19 protein-coding genes are annotated in these 21,417 nt (G+C 45.5%); 16 read left to right on the plus strand and 3 right to left on the minus strand.

Going from position 1 to position 21,417, the window contains the following annotated elements; all coding sequences use genetic code 11:
• Positions 1–31 precede the first annotated feature (31 nt).
• The gene (locus V6W81_RS08150) at positions 32–1,072 is read right to left on the minus strand and encodes a LacI family DNA-binding transcriptional regulator (RefSeq protein ID WP_239292538.1); all 1,041 of its coding nucleotides are present in this window, start codon (positions 1,070–1,072) and stop codon (positions 32–34) included.
• A 519-nt stretch (positions 1,073–1,591) separates the two neighbouring features.
• Here V6W81_RS08150 and V6W81_RS08155 point away from each other — a divergent pair.
• The 11 genes from V6W81_RS08155 (at position 1,592) to V6W81_RS08205 (ending at position 15,631) form a co-directional block, all read left to right on the plus strand.
• Complete coding sequence (locus V6W81_RS08155; RefSeq protein ID WP_338542571.1) at positions 1,592–2,968, plus strand: ABC transporter substrate-binding protein; 1,377 nt, start codon at positions 1,592–1,594, stop codon at positions 2,966–2,968.
• A 273-nt stretch (positions 2,969–3,241) separates the two neighbouring features.
• Positions 3,242–6,169 carry an extracellular solute-binding protein gene (locus V6W81_RS08160; RefSeq protein ID WP_338542572.1) on the plus strand — a complete coding sequence of 976 codons (2,928 nt, stop codon included), beginning with the start codon at positions 3,242–3,244 and terminating at the stop codon, positions 6,167–6,169.
• A 75-nt stretch (positions 6,170–6,244) separates the two neighbouring features.
• Entirely contained in the window at positions 6,245–7,156 is a 912-nt protein-coding gene (locus V6W81_RS08165) for a carbohydrate ABC transporter permease (protein ID WP_056699913.1), read from the plus strand.
• Positions 7,157–7,160: 4 nt separating this feature from the next.
• Positions 7,161–8,024, plus strand: coding sequence for a carbohydrate ABC transporter permease (locus V6W81_RS08170; protein WP_128101020.1), 864 nt, complete (start codon positions 7,161–7,163; stop codon positions 8,022–8,024).
• An 11-nt stretch (positions 8,025–8,035) separates the two neighbouring features.
• Complete coding sequence (locus V6W81_RS08175) at positions 8,036–9,502, plus strand: NHL repeat-containing protein (protein ID WP_145048029.1); 1,467 nt, start codon at positions 8,036–8,038, stop codon at positions 9,500–9,502.
• Positions 9,483–10,103, plus strand: coding sequence for a Yip1 family protein (locus V6W81_RS08180; RefSeq protein ID WP_338542574.1), 621 nt, complete (start codon positions 9,483–9,485; stop codon positions 10,101–10,103). Before V6W81_RS08175 ends, V6W81_RS08180 begins: the two co-directional genes overlap by 20 nt.
• 14 nt (positions 10,104–10,117) lie before the next feature.
• Positions 10,118–12,703: a DUF5696 domain-containing protein gene (locus tag V6W81_RS08185; protein ID WP_338542575.1), complete on the plus strand. Its 2,586-nt coding sequence runs from the start codon at positions 10,118–10,120 to the stop codon at positions 12,701–12,703.
• On the plus strand, positions 12,700–13,599 hold the full coding sequence (locus tag V6W81_RS08190; protein ID WP_056698787.1) for a carbohydrate ABC transporter permease: 900 nt from the start codon (positions 12,700–12,702) through the stop codon (positions 13,597–13,599). Before V6W81_RS08185 ends, V6W81_RS08190 begins: the two co-directional genes overlap by 4 nt.
• Positions 13,600–13,637: 38 nt before the next feature.
• Positions 13,638–14,648 (plus strand): carbohydrate ABC transporter permease, encoded by a 1,011-nt coding sequence (locus V6W81_RS08195; protein ID WP_082560458.1) that lies wholly within the window; start codon positions 13,638–13,640, stop codon positions 14,646–14,648.
• Between the two features lie 91 nt (positions 14,649–14,739).
• The gene (locus tag V6W81_RS08200; protein ID WP_338542579.1) at positions 14,740–14,910 is read left to right on the plus strand and encodes a hypothetical protein; all 171 of its coding nucleotides are present in this window, start codon (positions 14,740–14,742) and stop codon (positions 14,908–14,910) included.
• A gap of 115 nt (positions 14,911–15,025) precedes the next feature.
• Complete coding sequence (locus tag V6W81_RS08205) at positions 15,026–15,631, plus strand: DUF1349 domain-containing protein (RefSeq protein WP_338542581.1); 606 nt, start codon at positions 15,026–15,028, stop codon at positions 15,629–15,631.
• Positions 15,632–15,651: 20 nt separating this feature from the next.
• Here the strand turns inward: V6W81_RS08205 and V6W81_RS08210 are convergent, their stop codons facing one another.
• Positions 15,652–16,758 (minus strand): MFS transporter, encoded by a 1,107-nt coding sequence (locus tag V6W81_RS08210; RefSeq protein ID WP_338542582.1) that lies wholly within the window; start codon positions 16,756–16,758, stop codon positions 15,652–15,654.
• 85 nt (positions 16,759–16,843) lie between these two features.
• Complete coding sequence (locus V6W81_RS08215; RefSeq protein WP_338542583.1) at positions 16,844–17,380, minus strand: TetR/AcrR family transcriptional regulator; 537 nt, start codon at positions 17,378–17,380, stop codon at positions 16,844–16,846.
• Positions 17,381–17,761: 381 nt separating this feature from the next.
• On the opposite strand from V6W81_RS08215, the gene V6W81_RS08220 reads away from it, so the two are divergent.
• The 5 genes from V6W81_RS08220 (at position 17,762) to V6W81_RS08240 (ending at position 21,276) form a co-directional block, all read left to right on the plus strand.
• Entirely contained in the window at positions 17,762–18,280 is a 519-nt protein-coding gene (locus V6W81_RS08220) for a nucleotidyltransferase family protein (protein WP_338542584.1), read from the plus strand.
• The gene (locus V6W81_RS08225) at positions 18,277–19,017 is read left to right on the plus strand and encodes a YdcF family protein (RefSeq protein WP_338542586.1); all 741 of its coding nucleotides are present in this window, start codon (positions 18,277–18,279) and stop codon (positions 19,015–19,017) included. The genes V6W81_RS08220 and V6W81_RS08225 overlap by 4 nt, the downstream gene beginning before the upstream one ends.
• A gap of 116 nt (positions 19,018–19,133) precedes the next feature.
• On the plus strand, positions 19,134–19,691 hold the full coding sequence (locus V6W81_RS08230) for a DJ-1/PfpI family protein (protein WP_338542587.1): 558 nt from the start codon (positions 19,134–19,136) through the stop codon (positions 19,689–19,691).
• A 44-nt stretch (positions 19,692–19,735) separates the two neighbouring features.
• Positions 19,736–20,257 carry a hypothetical protein gene (locus V6W81_RS08235; protein ID WP_338542588.1) on the plus strand — a complete coding sequence of 174 codons (522 nt, stop codon included), beginning with the start codon at positions 19,736–19,738 and terminating at the stop codon, positions 20,255–20,257.
• Between the two features lie 128 nt (positions 20,258–20,385).
• Positions 20,386–21,276 carry a TIGR01777 family oxidoreductase gene (locus V6W81_RS08240; RefSeq protein WP_338542590.1) on the plus strand — a complete coding sequence of 297 codons (891 nt, stop codon included), beginning with the start codon at positions 20,386–20,388 and terminating at the stop codon, positions 21,274–21,276.
• The last annotated feature ends 141 nt before the right edge of the window (positions 21,277–21,417 follow it).

Below are 21,417 nucleotides of genomic sequence, written 5' to 3' on the forward strand. Positions count from 1 at the left end.
ATTGTTTCAATTGGGCTACATGTAATATAGATCAGCCGCTATGTCGGCCGAACTGTTCTCGAATAATAACATCTGCGAGAATAAGCTTTTTTTCTACATTACTTTCGGGATTAATAATGCGCCATAACATCTGATCCACTGCACGCGCACCAAGCAACTCCTTGTTGACGTTCACACTAGCGAGCACAGGAATGTCGTTGTATACATTATCAAAACCCGTGACAACACATTGATCAGGTACACGGATGCCCATACCTTCTAATGTCTCAATGGTAGAGAGGGCATAGAAGTCATTGGCGCACACAAATACTTCAGGCAAATTGGACTCGTTAAACAGTGAACTGAAGGTCTTACGAAAGTCCTCAAGATCTGGGCTGCTAAGCTCGGGAATCTGGTTGAGTTCAATTCCGTGTCCCATAAGGACTGAGCTGTAGGCAAGCCAGCGTTCATAGAAGCTGTGTGCATCATGGATGTTACCTACAAACTGGAAACGTTTGAACCCCTTACGAAGCAGGTAGAGCATAATGTCACGCATCGATGCAAAATTATCTGTGAAAATACTGTCACTATGGAAGACGGGATCTAGATGATCGACCATGACCACAGGTATGCCCAACCGTTTAATTTCAAGCAGGATCGGTGTGGAGATGGAGCCCACCGTAATAATGCCGCGAATGGCATCTGGATTTAATAATGTGAATAATTGGTCAGCAGAAGGCTCTGTCAGTGTCAGGATATTAATCCCCTTCTGATTGAGCCGGGAGGATATCCCATTAAAGACGGGTCCCCAGTACACGGATTCCTGATTCTGATAACGGACGTTAGGAAACAAAATCAAAATCGTCCCGCTCCAACGTATGTTTTGTGGATCATTAAGATCATTACTATTGTGGACATCCCCAGATAACGCAGCGTTATCTTTGAAATATCCAAGCTTGCCGGCGGCTTTAAGGATAACATCCCGTGTCTGGTCACTAACTCCTGATTTTCCAGACAACGCGCGTGAAACCGCAAATTTCGACAAACCCGTAAAGTGTGCAATTTCCTGGATTGTTACCTTCGTCTTCATCATACCATCCTTACACTCGTAGTTCTGCCGTATTGTCTACAACGAATTATGAAACTGATTCTAGTATACATGATTAATTTCCTTGAATCGAATTACAGACAGACATTTCAAGAGGATAGCTCTAGGTTGGTTTAAACAGATAGTGAAATCCATAGGTGAGAGATGTTGAATGAAAATTAAGGCGAATTTTGTCTTAAAAATTATGTTTTGTTATTTTGAATAAATAACAAAAACAAAAATAAGGGTTGGTTCTGCATTCGTGTGTACTCAATGGGTGATATGGATAATATGCTTTAAAATAAGCGTTTTCATTACCTGTAATTGCATTCTAACAGAAGAAATAGAAAATGTTAACAACAAAAATGTTGACGCTTACATTATGCTATGTTAAATTTTGTTTGTCAAAACCAAACGAGAAAATAACAAATGGTGGTGGTCATGTATTTTCTTTAGGGCATATGGGAGGTATCGGTTTCGGTTTGTCCATGATTTGTAAACACATTTGGGGAGGTTGTTCTAATCATGATTAGAAAACGGAGCTTTTTTCCTATTCTTTTATTGGTGTTCATGCTTATTGTATCCGCTTGCAGTGGAGGCGGAACAGCGCAGAACGCCACGGAACAGGAAGGTACGGCGAATTCAGGCAATACCACAGAAACGGTAGAAGCAAGCACAGAGGCTGAAGAGCCTGCAGCTGATGTTCCGAATCTTAATGGTCGTGTCATTAAGATCGCAGCATGGTGGGATCTAAAACCAGCTGGAGAGACTGCGTCTGACAAAGCACGTCTGGACAAAATTGCTGAGGTTGAGAAAAAATACAACGTGACCATCGAATTCGTGAATGTACCGTTTGAAGAGTACATGAACAAATTCACAACGACTGCTCTTGCTGGCGAGCCGTTTGCGGATATTGTACAGATGGAATATAAATCTGCACTCCCGGCTGTACTTAAAGGGCAGTTATTGCCAATCTCTGAGTTTACCACTAGTGAGAACAACATCAATCAGGAAGCTAACCTGATGACTAGATTCCCGTCCATTGCAGGTAATGATTACGCATTTGACTCACCGACAAGTATTGGTCTGGGTCTTCACTATAACCGTGATTTATTCAAGAAGCTATCGCTTCCTGATCCACAGGAACTGTACAACAACGGTGAGTGGAATTGGGATAAATTCATGGAACTTGCTAAACAAGCAACCAAAGATACGGATAACGATGGCAAGATCGATGTCTATGGATATTCCGGCTGGGCAATCGATGCACTGCGTCACTTTACGGCAGCCAATGGCGGTACAATCGTAGATGACGAAAATTCCAAAGAAGGCTTGTCTGATCCGAAAACGATTGAAGCAGCTGAATTCATCAAACGCCTGTATAACGTGGAGAATGTGGTGAAAGTGAAAACAGGCGACAAAACGAACTGGGAAGAAAGTAACACATTCAAGGACGGAGACGTTGCTCTTTTCACTGCGGCAGAATGGCAATTAGGAGATCTGACCTTCGCTGCTGGCGTAGTACCTATTCCGAATGGTCCTCAGGGCGATAAGTCTGTAACGTATGCAAACAATGCGGCAGCAGCGAAGTTTATTCCTAAAGGGGTAGAAGATCCGAAGATTGTATACCAAATCTATGAAGAGACCTTCTACATTCCACAGATTGAAGAATACCCAGGGCAAGATTACCTGGAAAGTCTCTACTCAGACGAGAAGGACATCGCGATGATTCGTGAGCATATCGCTGGCACAGGTCGCATCTTGCTGGATGATGCCTATGCGGGTTATCCAATCGGTGATTATGTAAACGATATCATCAAAAACAATGCATCCGTTACGGCAACAGCAGAGAAGTATAAAGCACAGGCTCAAGCTGCTGTGGATAAGCTCAGTAAACAATAACAACAGCAATAATTAGGGTAGGTCTGAAGACTCTGAAGGAAGCAGATTTGGCCGAATTTTCGTTCCAAGCAAGGAAGTTTTCCGCAAGCGTGCTGGGGCGCGTTAAGGGAAAGTGACGCAGCAGGGGACGAAAGGGGTTAAAAGACGCACTTCAGCGAGTTTTCAGACACGTCCTAGGTTGGGGTACCTCGTATCTAAGATGCAGGAGTACCCCTCTTCCTAAATTCCAAAAAAGGAACGCTGGCATCAGCCTTGATGAGGAGGACTCGTAGGATGGCTGGAATTCTACAACGAAAGAAATGGATCCTGCCTGCCGTAATGGTCATCGCAGCAGCCGGGGTGATTTTTTATTTCACATCGGGGACAGATGCGGAAAGTGCGGATGTTCCACCCGGCGGTTTGCCGGCCATTGAAGTGGATGCTATCTTGCAGCAGACAAGGCAGAAGAAGGGGTATGAGCAATATTTGTCTAAGGTAGGCGAAGCTGCTCGGCCGAATGTGGATATTACGATTGAAGCTGGGGAGTATACACGAGCCAGTGGCGGTGAGGTGCGGACACTCGATCATTACGAGGGCCTGGAAGGAACATCGCTACATACGGGTGAGACCGGAGAGGTCGACTGGATGATCAGCGTACCAGAATCGGGATGGTACAACCTTTCTGCAACGTATTTCCCTGTAGAGGGCAAGAGTTCCGCGATTGAGCGTGCACTGTACATTGATGGTGAACTTCCGTTTGCGGAAGCCGCCTATTTGCAGTTTGATCGGGTATGGAGCAATGAGAAGGAAGAGGTTCAGCAGGATAACCAAGGGAATGATCTTCGACCTAAACAGGTGGAGAAACCGCGTTGGATCGAAGAGATATTTCAGGATTCGGACGGTTACGAACAAGCACCATTTAAGTTTTATTTGGAAAAAGGGGAGCATACGCTAACGCTGAAATCTTCTCGGGAACCGATGGTTATACGCTCGTTACGACTGTTCAATGACCAATCGATAGCTCCGTATTCGGAGCTGGCACAAGCACAGAATAGCGATTCATTCCCAAAACCGAAGGATGTGCTCATTCGCATAGAAGGGGAGGCAGCTGTTGCCAAGTCTTCTCCAACGTTATATCCAACTAGCGAAAGATCAAGTTCAGCAGTGTCTCCTTACAGCGCTTCCCAGGTACGAATCAATACGATTGGCGGCTATAACTGGCGTTTGCCGGGACAATGGATTGAATGGGAAGTGGATGTGCCGGAGGATGGACTTTATCATATCGGATTTACGGCGCAGCAAAATTTTGTGAAAGGGATCTATTCCACTCGTAAGCTGACCATTGATGGCGAGGTTCCATTTGCCGAAATGATGAAAGCTCCTTTTCGGTATCAGAGCGATTATCGTGTAGATGTGATGGGTGGAGATGATCCTTATAAGTTCTTGCTGGAAAAGGGCAAACATGTTATTCGGCTGGAGAACAGTCTGGGGGACTTCGCACCACTTATCCGCAATGTAGAGGATAGCTTATACAATCTGAACTCTATGTACCGGCGAATTCTGATGATCACAGGTACTAAGCCTGATGAGTTCAGGGATTACCGGGTGGAGAAACAGATTCCGAATCTGCTGGAAGTGTTCAGTGGAGAGAGTGAGCGTTTGAAGGAAGTTGCCGCTCAGCTTCGCATCTTATCCGGTCAATCGAGTGATCAGGAAGCGCTGATCAAAACGATGGCGCAACAGCTCGATGAGATGATTGAGAAGCCGGATACCATTCCGAGAAGACTCGCTGCTTACAAAACAAATACAGGTGGACTCGGTACATGGGTGCAGCAAGCGAGAGAGCAACCACTGGAGATTGATGCACTCTACGTTACATCGCTAGATCGTAACATTCCTGAAACGGGCATGGGACCAATGGCCAAGATCGGGCATGAAGCGAAAACGTTCTACAATTCATTTTTCATCGATTATAACCAGATCGGAAACGTTGCTACATCAGCGGATCAGCGGACAGTCACTGTCTGGATCGGTAGTGGGCGAGATCAAGCGAACACGATGAAAGCAATGATTGATGAGACGTTCACACCTGAGAGCGGCATCAATGTCAATCTGAAGCTAGTGAATATGGGAACGTTGTTGCCAGCGACATTATCAGGCGAAGGGCCAGACATTGCGATGCAGATTGGTAATGATTTGCCTGTGAACTTTGCGATGCGGAATTCGGCAATGGATCTGACACAGTTTAGTGATTATGACGCGGTGGAACAGGAGTTTAGGGAAAGTGCAATTGTTCCATATGCCTATGATTCTGGTGTGTATGCACTCCCCGAAACGCAGACGTTCAATATGTTGTTCTATCGTAAAGATGTGCTTGCTGAACTCGGTCTTGAGGTGCCTCAGACGTGGGATGATGTGGAGAGCTTACTTGCGATCCTGAGCAAAAATCATATGGAATTTGGCATGCCGATCGTAACACAGGCGAACATGCAAGGTGTCAATATTCCGCCGAACTCACAATACGCAACGATGCTGTTGCAAAATGGCGGTGCGTTCTATCGAAATAACGATAAGGAATCGGATCTGGATTCTCGCGTCGGAATTGAGACGTTCAAGAAATGGACGGAGTTCTATACGGATTACAAGCTGGAACGAGAATATGATTTTGCCAATCGATTCCGTACCGGACAGATGCCTATTGGCTTGACGGATTACACGATGTATAACCAGTTATCTGTCTTTGCACCTGAGATTCGTGGCCTGTGGGGATTCGTGCCCGTGCCGGGAACTGTACAGGAAGATGGAACACTGAACCGCGATACGCCAGGTGGTGGTACTGCGGTCATGATGCTACAGAGTGCGAAGGATCAAGAGGCTGCATGGGAATTTATGAAATGGTGGACCAGTACACCGATTCAAGCGGAATTCGGACGTGAGATGGAAGGTTTAATGGGAGCCGCTGCACGTTATCCGACTGCGAATATAAAAGCTTTGGATTCACTTCCATGGCCTGCTGAGGATTACGCTAATTTGAAGGCGCAATTCGAAACGGTAAAAGGTATTCCTGAAGTGCCCGGCGGTTACTTTACAGGACGCCATCTGTTTAATGCGTTTTACAAAACAGTCGTAGGTCAGGTGGAAGCAAGGGAATCCATTATGGACTACACCCAGTATATTCAGGACGAGATTCGGATCAAGCGTAATGAATTTGGTCTTCCGTAAGCAGAGGGAGGGTTAACAGTGTCACAAATATCACTCCGAGACGGACAAAACAGTCCTCCTGAGAAAAAGCCAACGATGGGCATGAAATCATGGTGGAGCTGGAAGCTCCAGGAAATGAAGGCCAGCAAACATTCCTATGTGCTGCTCGCTCCGTATATGATCCTGTTCATCATGTTCACCGTGATTCCCGTTGTCATCTCAATCATATTGAGTTTCACCTATTTTAACATGCTGGAATTTCCGAAGTTTATTGGCTGGCAAAACTATACGCGCTTATTTTTGGAGGATGACGTATTTCTCATTGCGATCAAAAATACGTTGCTGTTTGCCATTATTACAGGGCCGATCAGTTATATTGCTTGTTTCGTGTTTGCTTGGATTATCAATGAGTTGACTCCAAAATGGAGAGCGTTTATGACGTTGATTTTCTACGCGCCCTCCATTTCGGGCAATGTCTATTTTATCTGGCTGATGATCTTCTCGGGAGATCGGTATGGGATTGCGAACGGTCTGTTAATTAAATGGGGATTTCTACTCGAGCCGATCCAATGGTTGAAGACCGAAGCCTACATTATGCCGATCCTCATTCTAGTGCAATTGTGGCTCAGTCTAGGAACAGGATTTCTCGCGTTTATCGCAGGTCTGCAGACGGTAGATCGGACATTGTATGAAGCAGGGGCTGTAGATGGAATCAAGAACCGTTGGCAGGAGTTATGGTACATTACGCTGCCTTCGATGCGTCCACAGCTGATGTTTGGTGCAGTTATTCAATTAACGACCTCCTTCGCGGTAGCGGACGTATCCATTGCGCTTGCAGGCTTCCCGAGTGTTAACTATGCTGCTGAGACGGTTGTTACACATTTGATTGATTTTGGTACCACGCGGTTTGAGATGGGGTATGCCTCAGCCATCGCGACAGTGCTCTTTATGATTATGGTGGGCACGAACTTGCTGGTACAGAAACTTCTGAGAAGGGTGGGAGAGTAACGATATGGCCGCCATTACAACAGCCAAAAAGCGGGTGAACCGCTCATTATCCGGAAGCATCTCCCTGTTTGCCCTTCTACTGGTGTTCGGAGCGTTTATGGTACTGCCGCTCATCTATGCGATCAATAATGCGTTCAAGCCACTGGATGAGATCTTTACTTTTCCACCGACCCTATTTGTTAAAAACCCAACGTTAAGCAACTTCACCGATTTGCTGAACCTGCTTAGCGATTCATGGGTTCCATTCTCACGTTATATTTTCAACACGGTATTTATTACAGGAATCGGTATCGTGGGTCACGTGCTGCTGGCTTCTGCGGCAGCTTACCCACTTGCCAAACACAAGTTCCCGGGTAAAGTATTCATGTTTCAGGTGGTTGTACTTTCCCTGATGTTCACACCTGCCGTGACGGCAATCCCGAACTATATGATCATGTCATGGTTAGGATGGATCGATACGTATTGGGCTGTTATCATTCCGGCGTTTGCCTATTCGCTAGGTCTGTATCTCATGAAGCAATTCATGGAACAGATTCCGGATGCATTGCTGGAAGCAGCTAAGATTGATGGCGCAAGTGAGTATCGCATTTTCTGGTCGATCGTCATGCCGAATGTGAAGCCAGCGTGGCTTACTTTGATTATTCTGTTATTCCAGATGCTGTGGGGAAGCGATGGCAATGGATATATCTATAGTGAGCAGTTGAAGACCTTGCATTATGCTGCAGGGCAGATCATTCAAGGCGGAATTTCCCGTGCCGGAGCAGGTGCAGCGGTTGCATTGATCTTGATGAGTGTGCCAATTACGCTGTTTATTTTCTCGCAGAGCCGCATCATTGAGACGATGGCAAGCTCAGGCATGAAGGATTAAGGGGGAACGATATGGCACGCACAGTGAAAAGATGGCTAAGTCTTCTGGCGGCAGTATCCCTGTTGCTGGTGAATGCCATGCCTGCGGCAGCCTCCCCGGCGCCGTATGACAGTTATAACTACAACTACTGGAAAGAAGCGGTTCCTTCACCGGATGCTTACCTGCCTGAGCGGACCATTTCAGGCAGTGATCTGGGGATTGGCGAATTCAAAGATCCTGGTGATATCAACGTCTCTTCATCCGGGCAGATCTATATATTGGACAGTGGGAACAGCCGCATCGTTGTCATGGACGCAAACTACAAGCTGTTACGCGTTATTGAAGGTTTTATGCTGGATGGCAGCAAGGAGGCATTTAGCGTTCCAAGCGGACTGTTTGTGGACGAAGCGGAACAGATTTACATTGCTGATACCGGCAACAGTCGTGTCGTTGTGTTAGATGCAGAAGGGAACCTGGTACATACCATTACGAAGCCAGAATCGGACATTTTGGCGACTGATTTTCAGTTTCAGCCTTTGAAGCTGACCGTGGATCGTGTGGGCCGGGTATACGTTGTGGCGCAAGGGGTATATGAAGGCATTATGCAGTTTGATGAGAACGGTCAATTCATTGGTTATGTAGGAACAAACAAGGTTGAACGGGATTATGGCGAATATATCTGGCGCATGTTCTCAACTAAAGCTCAGCGGGCTCAGATGGTTCTCTTTGTACCTACCGAGTTCTCGAATGCAGATATCGACCATAAGGGATTCGTATACGCCACCAACATTGATCCAGGTTCGAACGAGCCGATCAAGCGGTTGAATCCGTCGGGCGAGGATGTACTCAAACGATTCGGTTACTACGATGTCAAAGGGGACATCCGCTTCCGAAATAGTACCGGGCCATCCAAGTTAATTGATGTGAAGGTGTTAGGCAACGGCATGTACAGTGTGTTGGACGCCACGCAGAACCGAGTGTTTACTTATGATGATGAAGGCCATCTGCTGTATATCTACGGAGGCAAGGGTAACCAGGTCGGTACACTTAAGACCCCTGTTGCAATTGAGCAATCCGGTGATCATTCGTTAGTGCTGGATCGAGGCAAAAGCAATTTAGTGGTCTATGAGCCTACACGATTCGGTTCAACGGTGAATCAGGCTGTCGCTCTGCACTATCAGGGCGAGGACACGGAGGCGGTGCATCTCTGGAAAGAGGTGCTTAAGCTGAACGCTAACTATGATATTGCTTATATCGGCATTGGTAAGTCATTGCTGATGGAGAAGAAAAACGAAGAGGCTCTTGGTTACTTTGAGCTGGGCATGGATCGCAAGAGTTATTCTGTCGCATTCAAACGACATCGGAGAGAGGTCATGAAAGAGAATTTTGGCACATTTCTAACGGTTGCTATTGTGGCGGTCTTTGTTCTGATCCTTGTTCGATTGGCGGTTAAATGGAAACGGAGGAGGCAGATCGATCGTGAAGCAGGATTACATTAAGTTTCCGTTGCACCTCATTTTTCACCCCATTGATGCATTCTGGGATCTGAAGTCAGATAACCGGGGTAGGTTAGCTGTTGCTTTTAGTGCACTTATGCTGACGATTATCATTATGATTTTGCAAAAACAGTACGCGGGTTTTCTAGTCAACTATTCGGATCCGCGGACACTGAACAGCATTCAGGAGATCTTAACGATTGTTGTACCGTTCTTTCTCTGGTGCACAGCCAATTGGGCCATCACAACCCTAATGGAGGGGGAAGGCAAGTTCAAAGAAATTGTGCTTGCCACAGGTTACTCGCTCATCCCACTTATTTTGATTTATGCACCGATGATTGTGATTAGTCGGTTTATGGTTCAGGAAGAAACAGCTTTTTATTATCTGCTGACAACGATTGCTTTTATCTGGTTTGTGCTCTTGTTGTTCATCGGTACAATGACGGTTCATCAGTACACTGTTATCAAAACCGTTATTACGATGGTGCTGACCGTTATTGTTATGGGGATCATCATTTTCCTTGGAGCGCTAGTGTTTAGCATGCTTCAGCAATTATTCGAATTTGGCTACAACATCTATCGTGAATTGATCTTTCGGACATAAAGGAGGCGGCATCGGTGAACAAAAAGCAACGACTATACACGGTGCTGGCCGGCGGTGTAGCTGTGGTGATCATTGCAGCCGGGCTGTTGTATATCAATAACCGGGGCATTCCTGCTGTTGAAGTTGCGGCTTATGCCCAGACAACAACGGAAGCGCAGCCAACCGAGGTGGATGCACTTCGTTTCTTGACAGACGCATCTGAGGGCGTGCCGGGTATGAAGCTGGTGGCCGAGGATACGGGACTTGCGCTCTACTACAATGAAGAGACGACCGAAATAGCGGTTCGTGACGGGAATAGCGGTCAGATTTGGTACAGCAATCCGGAAGCGCGAAATGAGGATGGTCTGGCCTCGGGATATGAGAAAGAGGTATTGTCCTCTCAGCTCAACGTTTCCTTCCGTGATGCAATCGGTACGTTGGAGAATTACCCCAATTTTAGCTCCAGTATTAGTAACAAACAATTTGTCGCATCCAATATTGAACAGGGAATCCGCGTGAGCTATACCCTTGGGGATACTTCGCTTGGCATTAATGCGTTGCCTAAACTGATCAGTAAACAGCGGCTGGAAGAAAAGGTACTCTCCAAGCTGGATGAAACCGCAGCCCGGTATACATCTGCTCGTTATTATCCGAGCAAAGCGAATCCGGATGTATTGGAAAGACTGGATGGACAGATATCTAAACAGCTTGTTCTGAACAAGATGTTGGATGCATTTGAGACCGCAGGATACAGTGAGGAAGATCTAGCCTATGACAATCAGGAGAATGGTGTCGAGGGTGGAGGCACATCGGAGAAGCCTAGTTTCGAAATTCCAGTGGAGTATCGGTTAGAGGAAGGAACACTTCTTGTAACTGTACCGCTGAGTCAGGTAAAAGAGAGTGGACAATACCGTATTCGTAATATTGATCTGCTTGCTTATTTTGGAGCTGCCGATGCTGAAGAAGAGGGATATATGTTTGTACCTGATGGTTCGGGCAGCCTGATTCATCTGAACAATGGGAAGATTAAGGAAGAGCAGTATGTACAACGTGTCTACGGTATGGATCCCAACGATAATTCTCTAAGTCGGCCGCAAGTGAGTGAGTCTGCTCATATGCCTGTCTTTGGACTAAAGAGCGGTGATCGTGCTTGGTTTGCCATCATTGAGAAGGGTGATGCGATGGCTAGCATTGCCGCAGATATCGGTGGCAGACAGAATAGCTACAACCACGTGTATAGCAGCTTCTCCTTACGCGGTGAGGATGAATTGGAGATGTATACGTCGCAGAAAATGCAAGAGATCCAGTTACTTAGTGAAGAACCGTTTCGCGGAGATATTCAAGTGCGCTATCAATTCCTTCAGGGGAATGATGCCAGTTATTCTGGGATGGCAAGGTTATATCAGCAGCAGCTAATGAATCAAGATGTATTGAAACCATTGATTGATCAAGAGGATATTCCTTTCTATGTGAACGTGCTTGGTGCGGTGGACAAAAGAGCTTCTTTCCTGGGGGTACCTTATCGTACTACATTAGCGATGACCACTTACGAGCAAGCGGGCACCATTGCAGAAGAACTTCAGCAAAAGGGTCTGAAGCACGTTCAAATGCGATATCAGGGATGGTTTGGTGGCGGATTCAGTCATCATACACCAACACGAGTGAAGCTGGATTCGGAAGTGGGGAGTTCATCGGAGTTGAAGCAGCTCTCTGAGCAATTGCGTGAATCAGGTGGCGCATTGTTCCCGGATGTAGCCTTCCAGCATATCTATCACAACGATTCTCGTTTTGCACCTTCCGCAGATGCGGCGCGTTTCGTTACCAAGGAGACCGCTCAGCTGTATCCTTACAATCCTGCCTTGAACCGAATGGATCAGAGTAGAAACGACTACTATCTGCTCTCCGCAGCCAAACTTCCATATGTAGTCAGTGAGTTCGCTGAGAAGGTAGGCAAGTTGGAGCTACAAGGGTTATCCCTGCGTGATCTCGGTCAGGTGCTAAGCTCGGATTATCGGGATAGTCGTGTCATTCATAGGGAGACGGCAAAGAACATTGTGCAAGAACAGCTTGAAAAGTTACAGCAGGCTTACCCGAATATGATGCTTTCATCAGCTAATGCATATGCCTGGGGCTACGCTCAGCATATTGTGGATGTGCCCGGAGGCTCAAGCCGGTTTAATATCACCGATGAGGAAGTACCGTTTTACGAGATGGTTATTCATGGATACAAAGACTATGCAGGTTCACCTATGAATACGTCAGGAGATCAAGATTTGCGCAAACAATTGCTACGTAGTCTGGAGCTCGGAGCAGCACCACAATTTCAATGGACCTATGAGCCATCATCACTCCTGAAGCTGACGAATTACGATTCGGCATATGCTACGGACTATGTGTACTGGGTGGATGAAGCTGTAGAGCTATATCAGGAAGCCAATGAAGTACTCCGTGGTTTGAGAACCCAAACAATCGTAGATCATAAACGGATACAGGACGGGGTTGTGCAGGTCAATTACAGTGGTGGTGCACAGATCCTCGTTAACTATACCTCGGAGCCGGTTACGGTGGATAACATCGTTGTGGGTGCGGCGGACTACGCGCTGAAAGGAGTTAACCGATGAGAACGATTCGATTATCGCTAAAATCACGGAGAGCGTTGCTTGGCCTTGCCTTTATCTCACCATGGCTGCTAGGCTTCATCTTTCTCTTCGTAACACCGTTGCTGCAATCGATTCGGTTCAGTTTGAGTAATTTATCGGTTGCCCCTGGAGGATATGTACTGGATTTCGTCGGGTTGAAGAACTTCAAGGATGCGATCCTAGTCGATGCAACCTTTAACCGTATTTTGTTAGATTCGGTCGGCGCGATGCTGCTGAATGTCCCGATGATCCTCTTCTTTAGTTTGTTCACGGCGACATTATTGAACCAGAAGTTTAAGGGGAGAACGATGGCACGTGCAATTTTCTTTCTTCCCGTCATTCTGGCTTCAAGTGCAGTAGCGGCGGCTGAGTCTGCGGGGTTGATTAATATGATGGGGGATGTCTCTGCTGTCGATTCGTCCGTGGACGGAGGCGCGTCCTTTAACGTTGTATCTATTGTGCGCATGCTCTCTGACGTGGGATTACCTATGGCTTATGTTGACTATATTGTGGAAGCTATTATGCGTATTTACGAGATCGTCAGCAGTTCAGGTGTGCAGATTCTGATCTTTCTTGCCGCGCTGCAGTCTGTGCCTGGTTCAATGTACGAGGTAGCCAAGATTGAAGGCGCGACAGCTTATGAGTCGTTCTGGAAAATTACATTCCCCATGGTCAGCCCGCTGATTCTGACGAATGTCATCTATACCATTATCGATTCATTTGCTGGAAGTCCGGTCACGGAGGCTATTTATCAGACGGCATTCAAAACCCAAAACTTCGGTCTCAGCTCGGCGATGTCCTGGCTATACACGATCGTCATTGGACTCGTGCTGGTTGTTGTCGGCTGGGTGTTGTCCCGGCGTGTTCACTATAACTAACAGACCGTTTAGATTACGCCTGAAGGAGGCATTAGACTATGGCTGCGTCCGGAACAGATCGCATGGTAGTCGTCCCCAAAGAAAACTATCATATGCATAGGGTGCGAAACAAAACATCGGACCTGCTCTATTCCATCTTCCGATATGCACTGGTAATTGGAATTTCGTTTATTATCCTATATCCATTGTTTCTCAAAATTTCGGTTACCTTCAAGGATAAGCAGGATATATATAATCCAACGATCTATATGATTCCGCAGCATTTCACGTTGGATAATATCAAGCTAGCGGCGCAGGTGATGGATTACTTGCCTTTGCTTGCGAACACGCTCTTATTTGTAACCATCACCACCATACTCACGGCAATATCTTGTGCTCTTGCTGGATATGGATTTGCGCGTTTTTCTTTTCCGGGTAGTAATGTGTTATTCGTACTCGTCATTCTTACGATTTTGGTGCCGACCAGCACCTTGATGGTGCCGATGTATCTGCACTTCCGTAGCTTTGACTTTATGGGTATTATTCATCTGTTTACCGGGCGAGATGGAATTAATTTGCTCAATACGTACTGGCCGTCCATTATTACAGCAGCAACTGCGGGAGGGCTAAAGGCGGGTTTGTTCATTTATATTTTCCGTCAGTTTTTCAAAGGCATGCCTAAAGAAATCGAAGAAGCCGCATTGATCGACGGTGCGGGTGGATTTCGAACATTTGCTAGAATTATGTTACCCAATGCCATATCACCGCTGATTACAGTCATTCTGTTTTCATTTGTATGGCAGTATAACGATACATTCTACTCGGCATTGTTCATGAGCGAGAGCCCACTTATCTCACTTAAGGTCGCTTCATTACCTGCACAGGCGAACCAATTGATTCCGCAACTGATGGGCTTTGGTTCCAACTCGGGTATGAAGGCAGACCCCAACTATGTTGCGATGATTGTAGATACAGGCATTTTATTAGCCATTGCACCGTTAATTATTTTGTATTTGTTCGTACAGCGGTATTTCGTTGAGAGTATCGAACGTTCTGGAATCGTTGGTTAAATCAGCAGGACTCAAGTTCTTCAATAAGAACTTGGGTCTGTTGTTTGTTATGCTGGTATATAACGTAATCTTAGATGAAAAGGGGGTACATATGATGAGTGAGAGCGGCAAGACCGATTTTAATGCCTATCATTATTTTGATAAAAGGGTTGGGCCATTTCGCAATTTCTCCAGTCTACCTAAGCAAGAAGCAGAGGAGATTAGCAATCAGCTTACGAAGGTTGTTTCCTTCGGAAACAATGTAGTTGCTCACGTAGCTTAATCTACGCTCCACTACTCCATTTTTATCTTCACTTCAACAGGATAAGTCCAGTTGTTTAACGAATACGATAGAGAAACGAGCTTTCCTAATCCAATTACTAGAGGGGTTGAAATTCATGAATCTATTTGAGCAATGTTCAGGTCAAACGTTATCCTCCAATTTGCAATGGTTGAATGAGCCAGCAGAGTGGTTCATTCAGGATGGAAATGTCACGATTACCGTTCCACCGGTAAGTGATTTTTTTATTGATCCAGCAGGTGCGGCGGTAAAGGCTTCAGCACCATACCTACATACAGTGATTAAGCGTGATTTCAGTATTGTTGCAAGAATAGAGGTGGATATGAGAGAGCAGTATGATTCGGGGTGTCTGATGATTATGGCAGATGATGTACACTGGGCTAAAGTATGTTTCGAATTCTTCGAAGGTCAGCCTTCTATTCTGAGTGTTGTGACACGGGGGAATTCCGATGATTGCGTATCATCCCCTGTAGACGTGAACAGGCCATATTTGCGCATTGCTCGCGCGGGTAACAGCTTTGCCTTCCATTACTCACAAGATGGCGAGAAGTGGAAGCTGGTTCGATATTTTGGCATGGAATGTCCTGAAGAGATTAAAGTGGGTATCGTCGCCCAATCTCCTGTCGGACAGGGAAGCAAGTCAACATTTACAGAGGTAGAGCTTCAGTATGGTGTAGACACAGATATTCGCCGTGTGAAGTGACGGATATCTGTGTCTGCAAGCTATTTCACGCGAATTAATAATCCGAACAAGCCCAGTACAGCAAAAGTCAGAAATGCAATTGTATTGGAGAACGTTTCAATGGTGTAACCTGCCATGGAAGAGCCTAAGAATTGTCCAACTCCAAGAGCGAGGAAGGCAAGGCTGATCCCAATGGATACATTTGGCGTGAAGAGTCTTGTCGCCCAAACGATAAATACACTAGTTAGGAATATATATGTGCTGCCAAACATGATCGCTGAAGCCAGACTAGCAGTCATCGAAGGCAGTAGGATAACCCCAAGTGACAGGGACAAGAGCAGAATCCCTAGTCGATAAGAACGGCGAATTTCAATGCGTTCAATAATACGTCCGGCACATCCACCGAGTATGCCCATTACCCCCATAACGATCCAGAAAAGGACGGCTTCCGAATCGGAGGCTCCTTTTTCGTCTGTAAGGAAGTTTCGGGCAAACGTCCAATAGATTGCAGAACTAAAACCTGTTAACAGACAAGCCATGAGTAACGCAGCACCAGGCCGGGTTGGCTTCATACATGCCCAGATCGATTTGGTGCATGGGAGTGTTTTGTTCGCTGGGATGACACGTCTATTCCATAACAGAACGACAATGCCGATCGCGGCAAATATGATGTAGGTTAAACGCCAGTAATCGGTCAACAGCCAATAGAGCGGGCCAGAGACAATGATTCCGAAGCTGGTTCCTGTATTGATCCAACTGTTGCCTCTCGCCTGCAAATGAGGTGCAAGTTCGGCATTAACGGTATTACCGAGAGCAGGGGAAGCCCAGCCTGTGCTCAGACCAGCGAGAAAGATACCGAGTGCAAGCACCCATGCATTCTGAGACAGAGCAATGCCTATTAATCCAAGCACAGCACTGATTCCAGCCAATTGAAGAACATAATGATGCCCTTTGTGATTAATGATCAATGGAGCAGTCAGAAGGGACAGACAGTATGCAATGTAGGTTCCTGAGTTAATCGCACCCGAAGCGGCCTCGTTTAATTGCAGCGCTTCTGAAATTTCCGGCATAAACAGCCCATAACTGAAACGCCCAAAGGCGTAACATACAGCGATAAGTGCAATGCCTGGAAAGATAATTTTTTTCATTTGCTTCACCGCCTTTTAGATAGAACGATCATTATATTTCTTGCGAAATAAAAAAGTGAGTTGAATTACTAACTCACCCTGTGTACTAGGATTTGAAACTTTTTTCCGTCATGTGAATCAGTTCTCTGCAGACGTTATGTACATCTTCTGTTTCGGCAAGTGCAGTCGAGCCCTCCAGTAGCAGGATAAACTGCAACAGCTCTCGGTCGCTTAGCGAGGGATTTAATTTTTTGATCAGGGTCATTACATGTTTTTTATGTGCATTTACCGTTTGTACGATGATATGATCGGCATCCCCTCCGAACTCCTCCTTAGCACGCAAAAACAAACATCCTCTGTTCTCATGTTCCATGAGCCAGCGTGCATGACCTTCAGCTAAATTAAGGAAGATGGGCTTCGATTGGTTGTCCGCATATTGCCGCAGTTGTTCGAGATAGCGCTGCTCCCGTCGCAGTAGGACTTCTACAATGAGATCATCCTTGGATTCGAAGTGGTTGTATAGTGTCATAATTGCGATTTCCGCGTCTGTAATAATCCGCTTTAAGCCGATGGCATGAAATCCATGGAGATAGAACAACTTTTCAGCTACATTTAACAGTATTTCCTTTTTGCTGCTCATCATCAATCATACTCCTTCCACTGAAAGATAGAACGATCATTATATCTGGTATGTTATATCCATCCATTTGAATTGTCAATTTGTGTTAATATATCAGGATATCTTTATTCCCCCCCCATAGTTGCTAATAGTGAGTCTCCTAATTTTAAAAATATTATCAATAATGGTATATGAGATCTTACGTATGAAATTGAATTTTGGATCAATGCATTAAGAAACTTGTCTATTTTATTGAGCCTATATAAACATGGTATAGTGAAAATGAATGGTTTTTGAGTGAAGTGATTGTGTAAGGCATTAATAGAGTAGATTCAGGGAAGCAAGGAGAGGGTTCATATCCTGCATGAAGAGAGATGCATTCAGTCTATTAAACATAATAAGATAATGATCCAAGATTTACAGCATGTCCGCAGTCTTCATCTGCCACAGTGCTACATCGGAGCAGGATATGTCCGTAACTATATTTGGGATGAACTGCATGGATACGATCATCGTGAGCTACATGACGATATTGATGTAGTCTATTATGATGCAGAAGATATAAGCGAAGATCGGGATACGATGCTGGAAAAAGAGCTTCAACAGGTTACTGGGAATCCCAAATGGTCTGTGAAAAATCAGGCGAGGATGCATCTGCGTAATCATGCCAAGCCCTATAAGTCGACAGAGGATGCCTTCCGGTATTGGCCTGAGATCGTTACGGCTATAGGTGTACAGCTTGATGAGCAAGATAACATTCGCATCTGTGCTCCACATGGGCTGGAGGATCTGTATCGGTTGATCGTGCGTAAAAGCCCGTTCTTCATGGATGCAGATTATTATAATCAGAGGGTAGAGAAGAAATGCTGGCAACAACGGTGGCCTAAGCTCAACATAATCATCGCACAGGGAGGGGAAGCATGAGGAAGATCACGACTTTTTTACGAGAGAAAGGCCTCATCATTGATATTATTTTACTCGTATGTTTAGTTGTTTTTCTAATGATCTGGGGTAGGAATTTTGCAGTCACGTTTTTTGGTGCGATCAGTGTGGCATTTATGGTATTACGGCGTATCAATTACGAGAAACATGTTGTGCTGAAACGTATTATCCTGACTGGATTAGGCATTGTAGCGGTTTCGTTTATCATTATCGAAGCTCTTGTATTTACCCAATTGGGAGCAAATGATCAGGAAGAAGCGGATTATGTCATCATATTAGGATCGGGTATTAAAGGTACAGAGCTGTCGCTTACGCTCAAACAACGATTGGATGCCAGCCTAGATTATATTCAAGCTCATCCGCAGATTCCCGTCATCGTTTCCGGAGGTCAGGGGCCAGGAGAAGACATCACAGAAGCCCTTGCCATGAAAACATATTTGTTGACTCAAGGGATTAACGCTAACCGAATTATGATGGAGGATCGCTCCACATCGACAAGAGAGAACTTAGTTTTTTCTAAGAAAATAATAGATCAAGCTGGGGTGATGAACCCTGAGATCATGATTGTAACGAGTGATTATCATATGTTCCGTGCGAAGTATTTGGCAGTTAAAAGTGGTTACTCTGCCGAATATGGTATCTCAGCTTCATCGCCAGTACACCTCAAACCGATCTATATGATTCGTGAATATTTAGCCGTGATCAAGGCGTTGATTTAGATTTACAGCCATGGAGTGCCGAATGCGCTCTGTGGCTGTTTTAATATGAGAGCAGAAATATGTAGTACAATAGGATATAGTTGGAAGAACGTGGGGAAAGAAAGGAATCAGATACAATGAAGACACACATCCTGTTATTTGAAGGCTATGTTTCGTTTGAAATTATGTTAGCAAGTTATTTCATGAAAACCCAAGGTGACGTAATTACCGTTGCTTTGGATGAAGGGGCTCTTCGTTCGTATGAGGGGTTATCCGTTAATCCAGATCTAATAATGAATCAGGTTGATCCGTCTAAGGTGGAACTGTTAATCATCCCAGGAGGGGATGTGACCTCACTGCTTAAGCGAGAAGAATTGATGGACTGGCTGCGCAGACTGAATGGACTAACGACTCCAATTGCAGCCATCTGTTCAGGAACCTTATTGCTTGGTCAAGCGCAAATTCTGGAGGATACATCCTTTACGACTAACGCAGAGGCACAGATGAGAGACATCACTACCCAAGGGGTGTATATGAATACCAATGTTGTCGTAGATGGCCATATTATAACGGCTAAGGCCAATGCATATGTTGATTTTGGTATTGAGGTTGGTAAGGTCATGAATATCTATTCGAGCACGGAGGATCTGGAAGAAACGATTGAAGTGTTCAAATATTTCAAAGCCAAACCATGATATAATATGTGGCGTTAATATAGAAGAATGAGATATAGGAGTGAATGATCATTACTGCATTTAAATTAGCTTCCTTATACGAACAGAAGCAGATTACAACAAACGATATGGAAGAGATTGTACGCGTACTGGCACAGGCGCCATTATTATATGATGACGGACAGACCATTCAAGTTCAGGATTTCGTAAATAGCTTGGAGATTACGCTGCAGCCGAGTGCTCGTCCTGCAATAATTGAGCTGTATGAACTCGCTGTACAGGCTTGCCGTCAATATCCGAATAACTCGACATACGAACAGTTTCAGGATGCACTAGGGTTACAGGCTGAGTTGTGGCAGGAAGAAGTGCTGACACTGGCAATGTGGATGAACTGGTTGAAGCAGATCGTTGAGGGACGTCGAACTTTACCAGAGTATCACTTTGAAGCTATGCTCGGGGCGTTACCGGATGGGTTCATGATTCATGATTTTTATGATGAGCTACGATATCAATTGGAGCAGAATCCTTCCAATGATTGGGCAATGCAAGAGCGTGATCGATTGTATGCTGCTATGGGAGCAAAATAAAGGTTCATTAGATTATGAAACTAGCTGACGCTGTGTTATGCCGTATGTAAGAGGTTGGTTGAAAAGTCCGTTGTGAACACATACCCTACGTTAATCGTCTTATACCCAAATGGAAATGAGGGGATGGAATGAATAAGGTCGTTTTGGCAGGTGGAACTGGATTTGTAGGTCAGGATTTTGCTAGGCGGTTTCAGCAGCTAGGTTATGAGGTGGGTATTATCTCACGCCAGTCTGGTCATATAGCCTGGGAGGATCGAGAAGCCATCATTCAAGCGCTGGAAGGTGCCGAGTTATTAATTAATCTGGCTGGTAAATCTGTGAACTGTAGGTACACAGAAGAAAACCGCAGGATCATTCTGGAGTCCCGCACACAAACGACGCGTATCCTTGGGGACAGTGTCTTGGCCTGTAACAACCCTCCCAAACTATGGATTAACTCAAGCACAGCTACCATATATCGACATGCTGAGGATCGACCTATGACGGAACAGGACGGGGAGATCGGTACAGGCTTCTCGGTAGATGTAGCTACAGCATGGGAGCAAGCCTTTTTTGAATTCAGTTTGCCTTCTACCCGGCAGATTGCACTACGAATTGCCATTGTGCTGGGGAACGGCGGGGTCATGGAGCCTTTAACGAATTTGGTTCGTTTTAGGTTAGGTGGTTCTCAGGGTTCTGGAAGGCAGCAGTTTAGTTGGATTCATATCGAGGATCTGTTTCGGATGGTGATCTATTTACAGGAGCATCCTCAGTTGGAAGGTGTATTCAACGCTTCCTCACCTCATCCTGTTACCAATCGTCAATTGATGGCAGCACTGAGACAACAAATGGGTGTGGGATGGGGACTTTCTTCACCGCGCTGGATGTTAGAATTCGGTGCTCGTATTATTCGAACGGAGACAGAACTCGTGCTCAAAAGTCGTTGGGTCATTCCCGCGAGATTAGAGCATGAAGGCTTCGTATTCACATATAATACACTGGATACAGCGCTCGCTGAGATCCTGAAGCAGAAGAATTAATCTATACGGCTATTCAGCCTCAGGAAGAAAGGTTGTTCTGAAGAATAGATGTAACTTACCCATACAGCAACACGATGAGAAGGGCAGCGGCGACTGTCCTTCTGTTATTCTATCTGCACGTCTTGGCATGAGGTATAGAGA

Source organism: Paenibacillus tundrae (genome assembly GCF_036884255.1).
In the GTDB taxonomy this organism is placed as follows: Bacteria; Bacillota; Bacilli; order Paenibacillales; family Paenibacillaceae; genus Paenibacillus.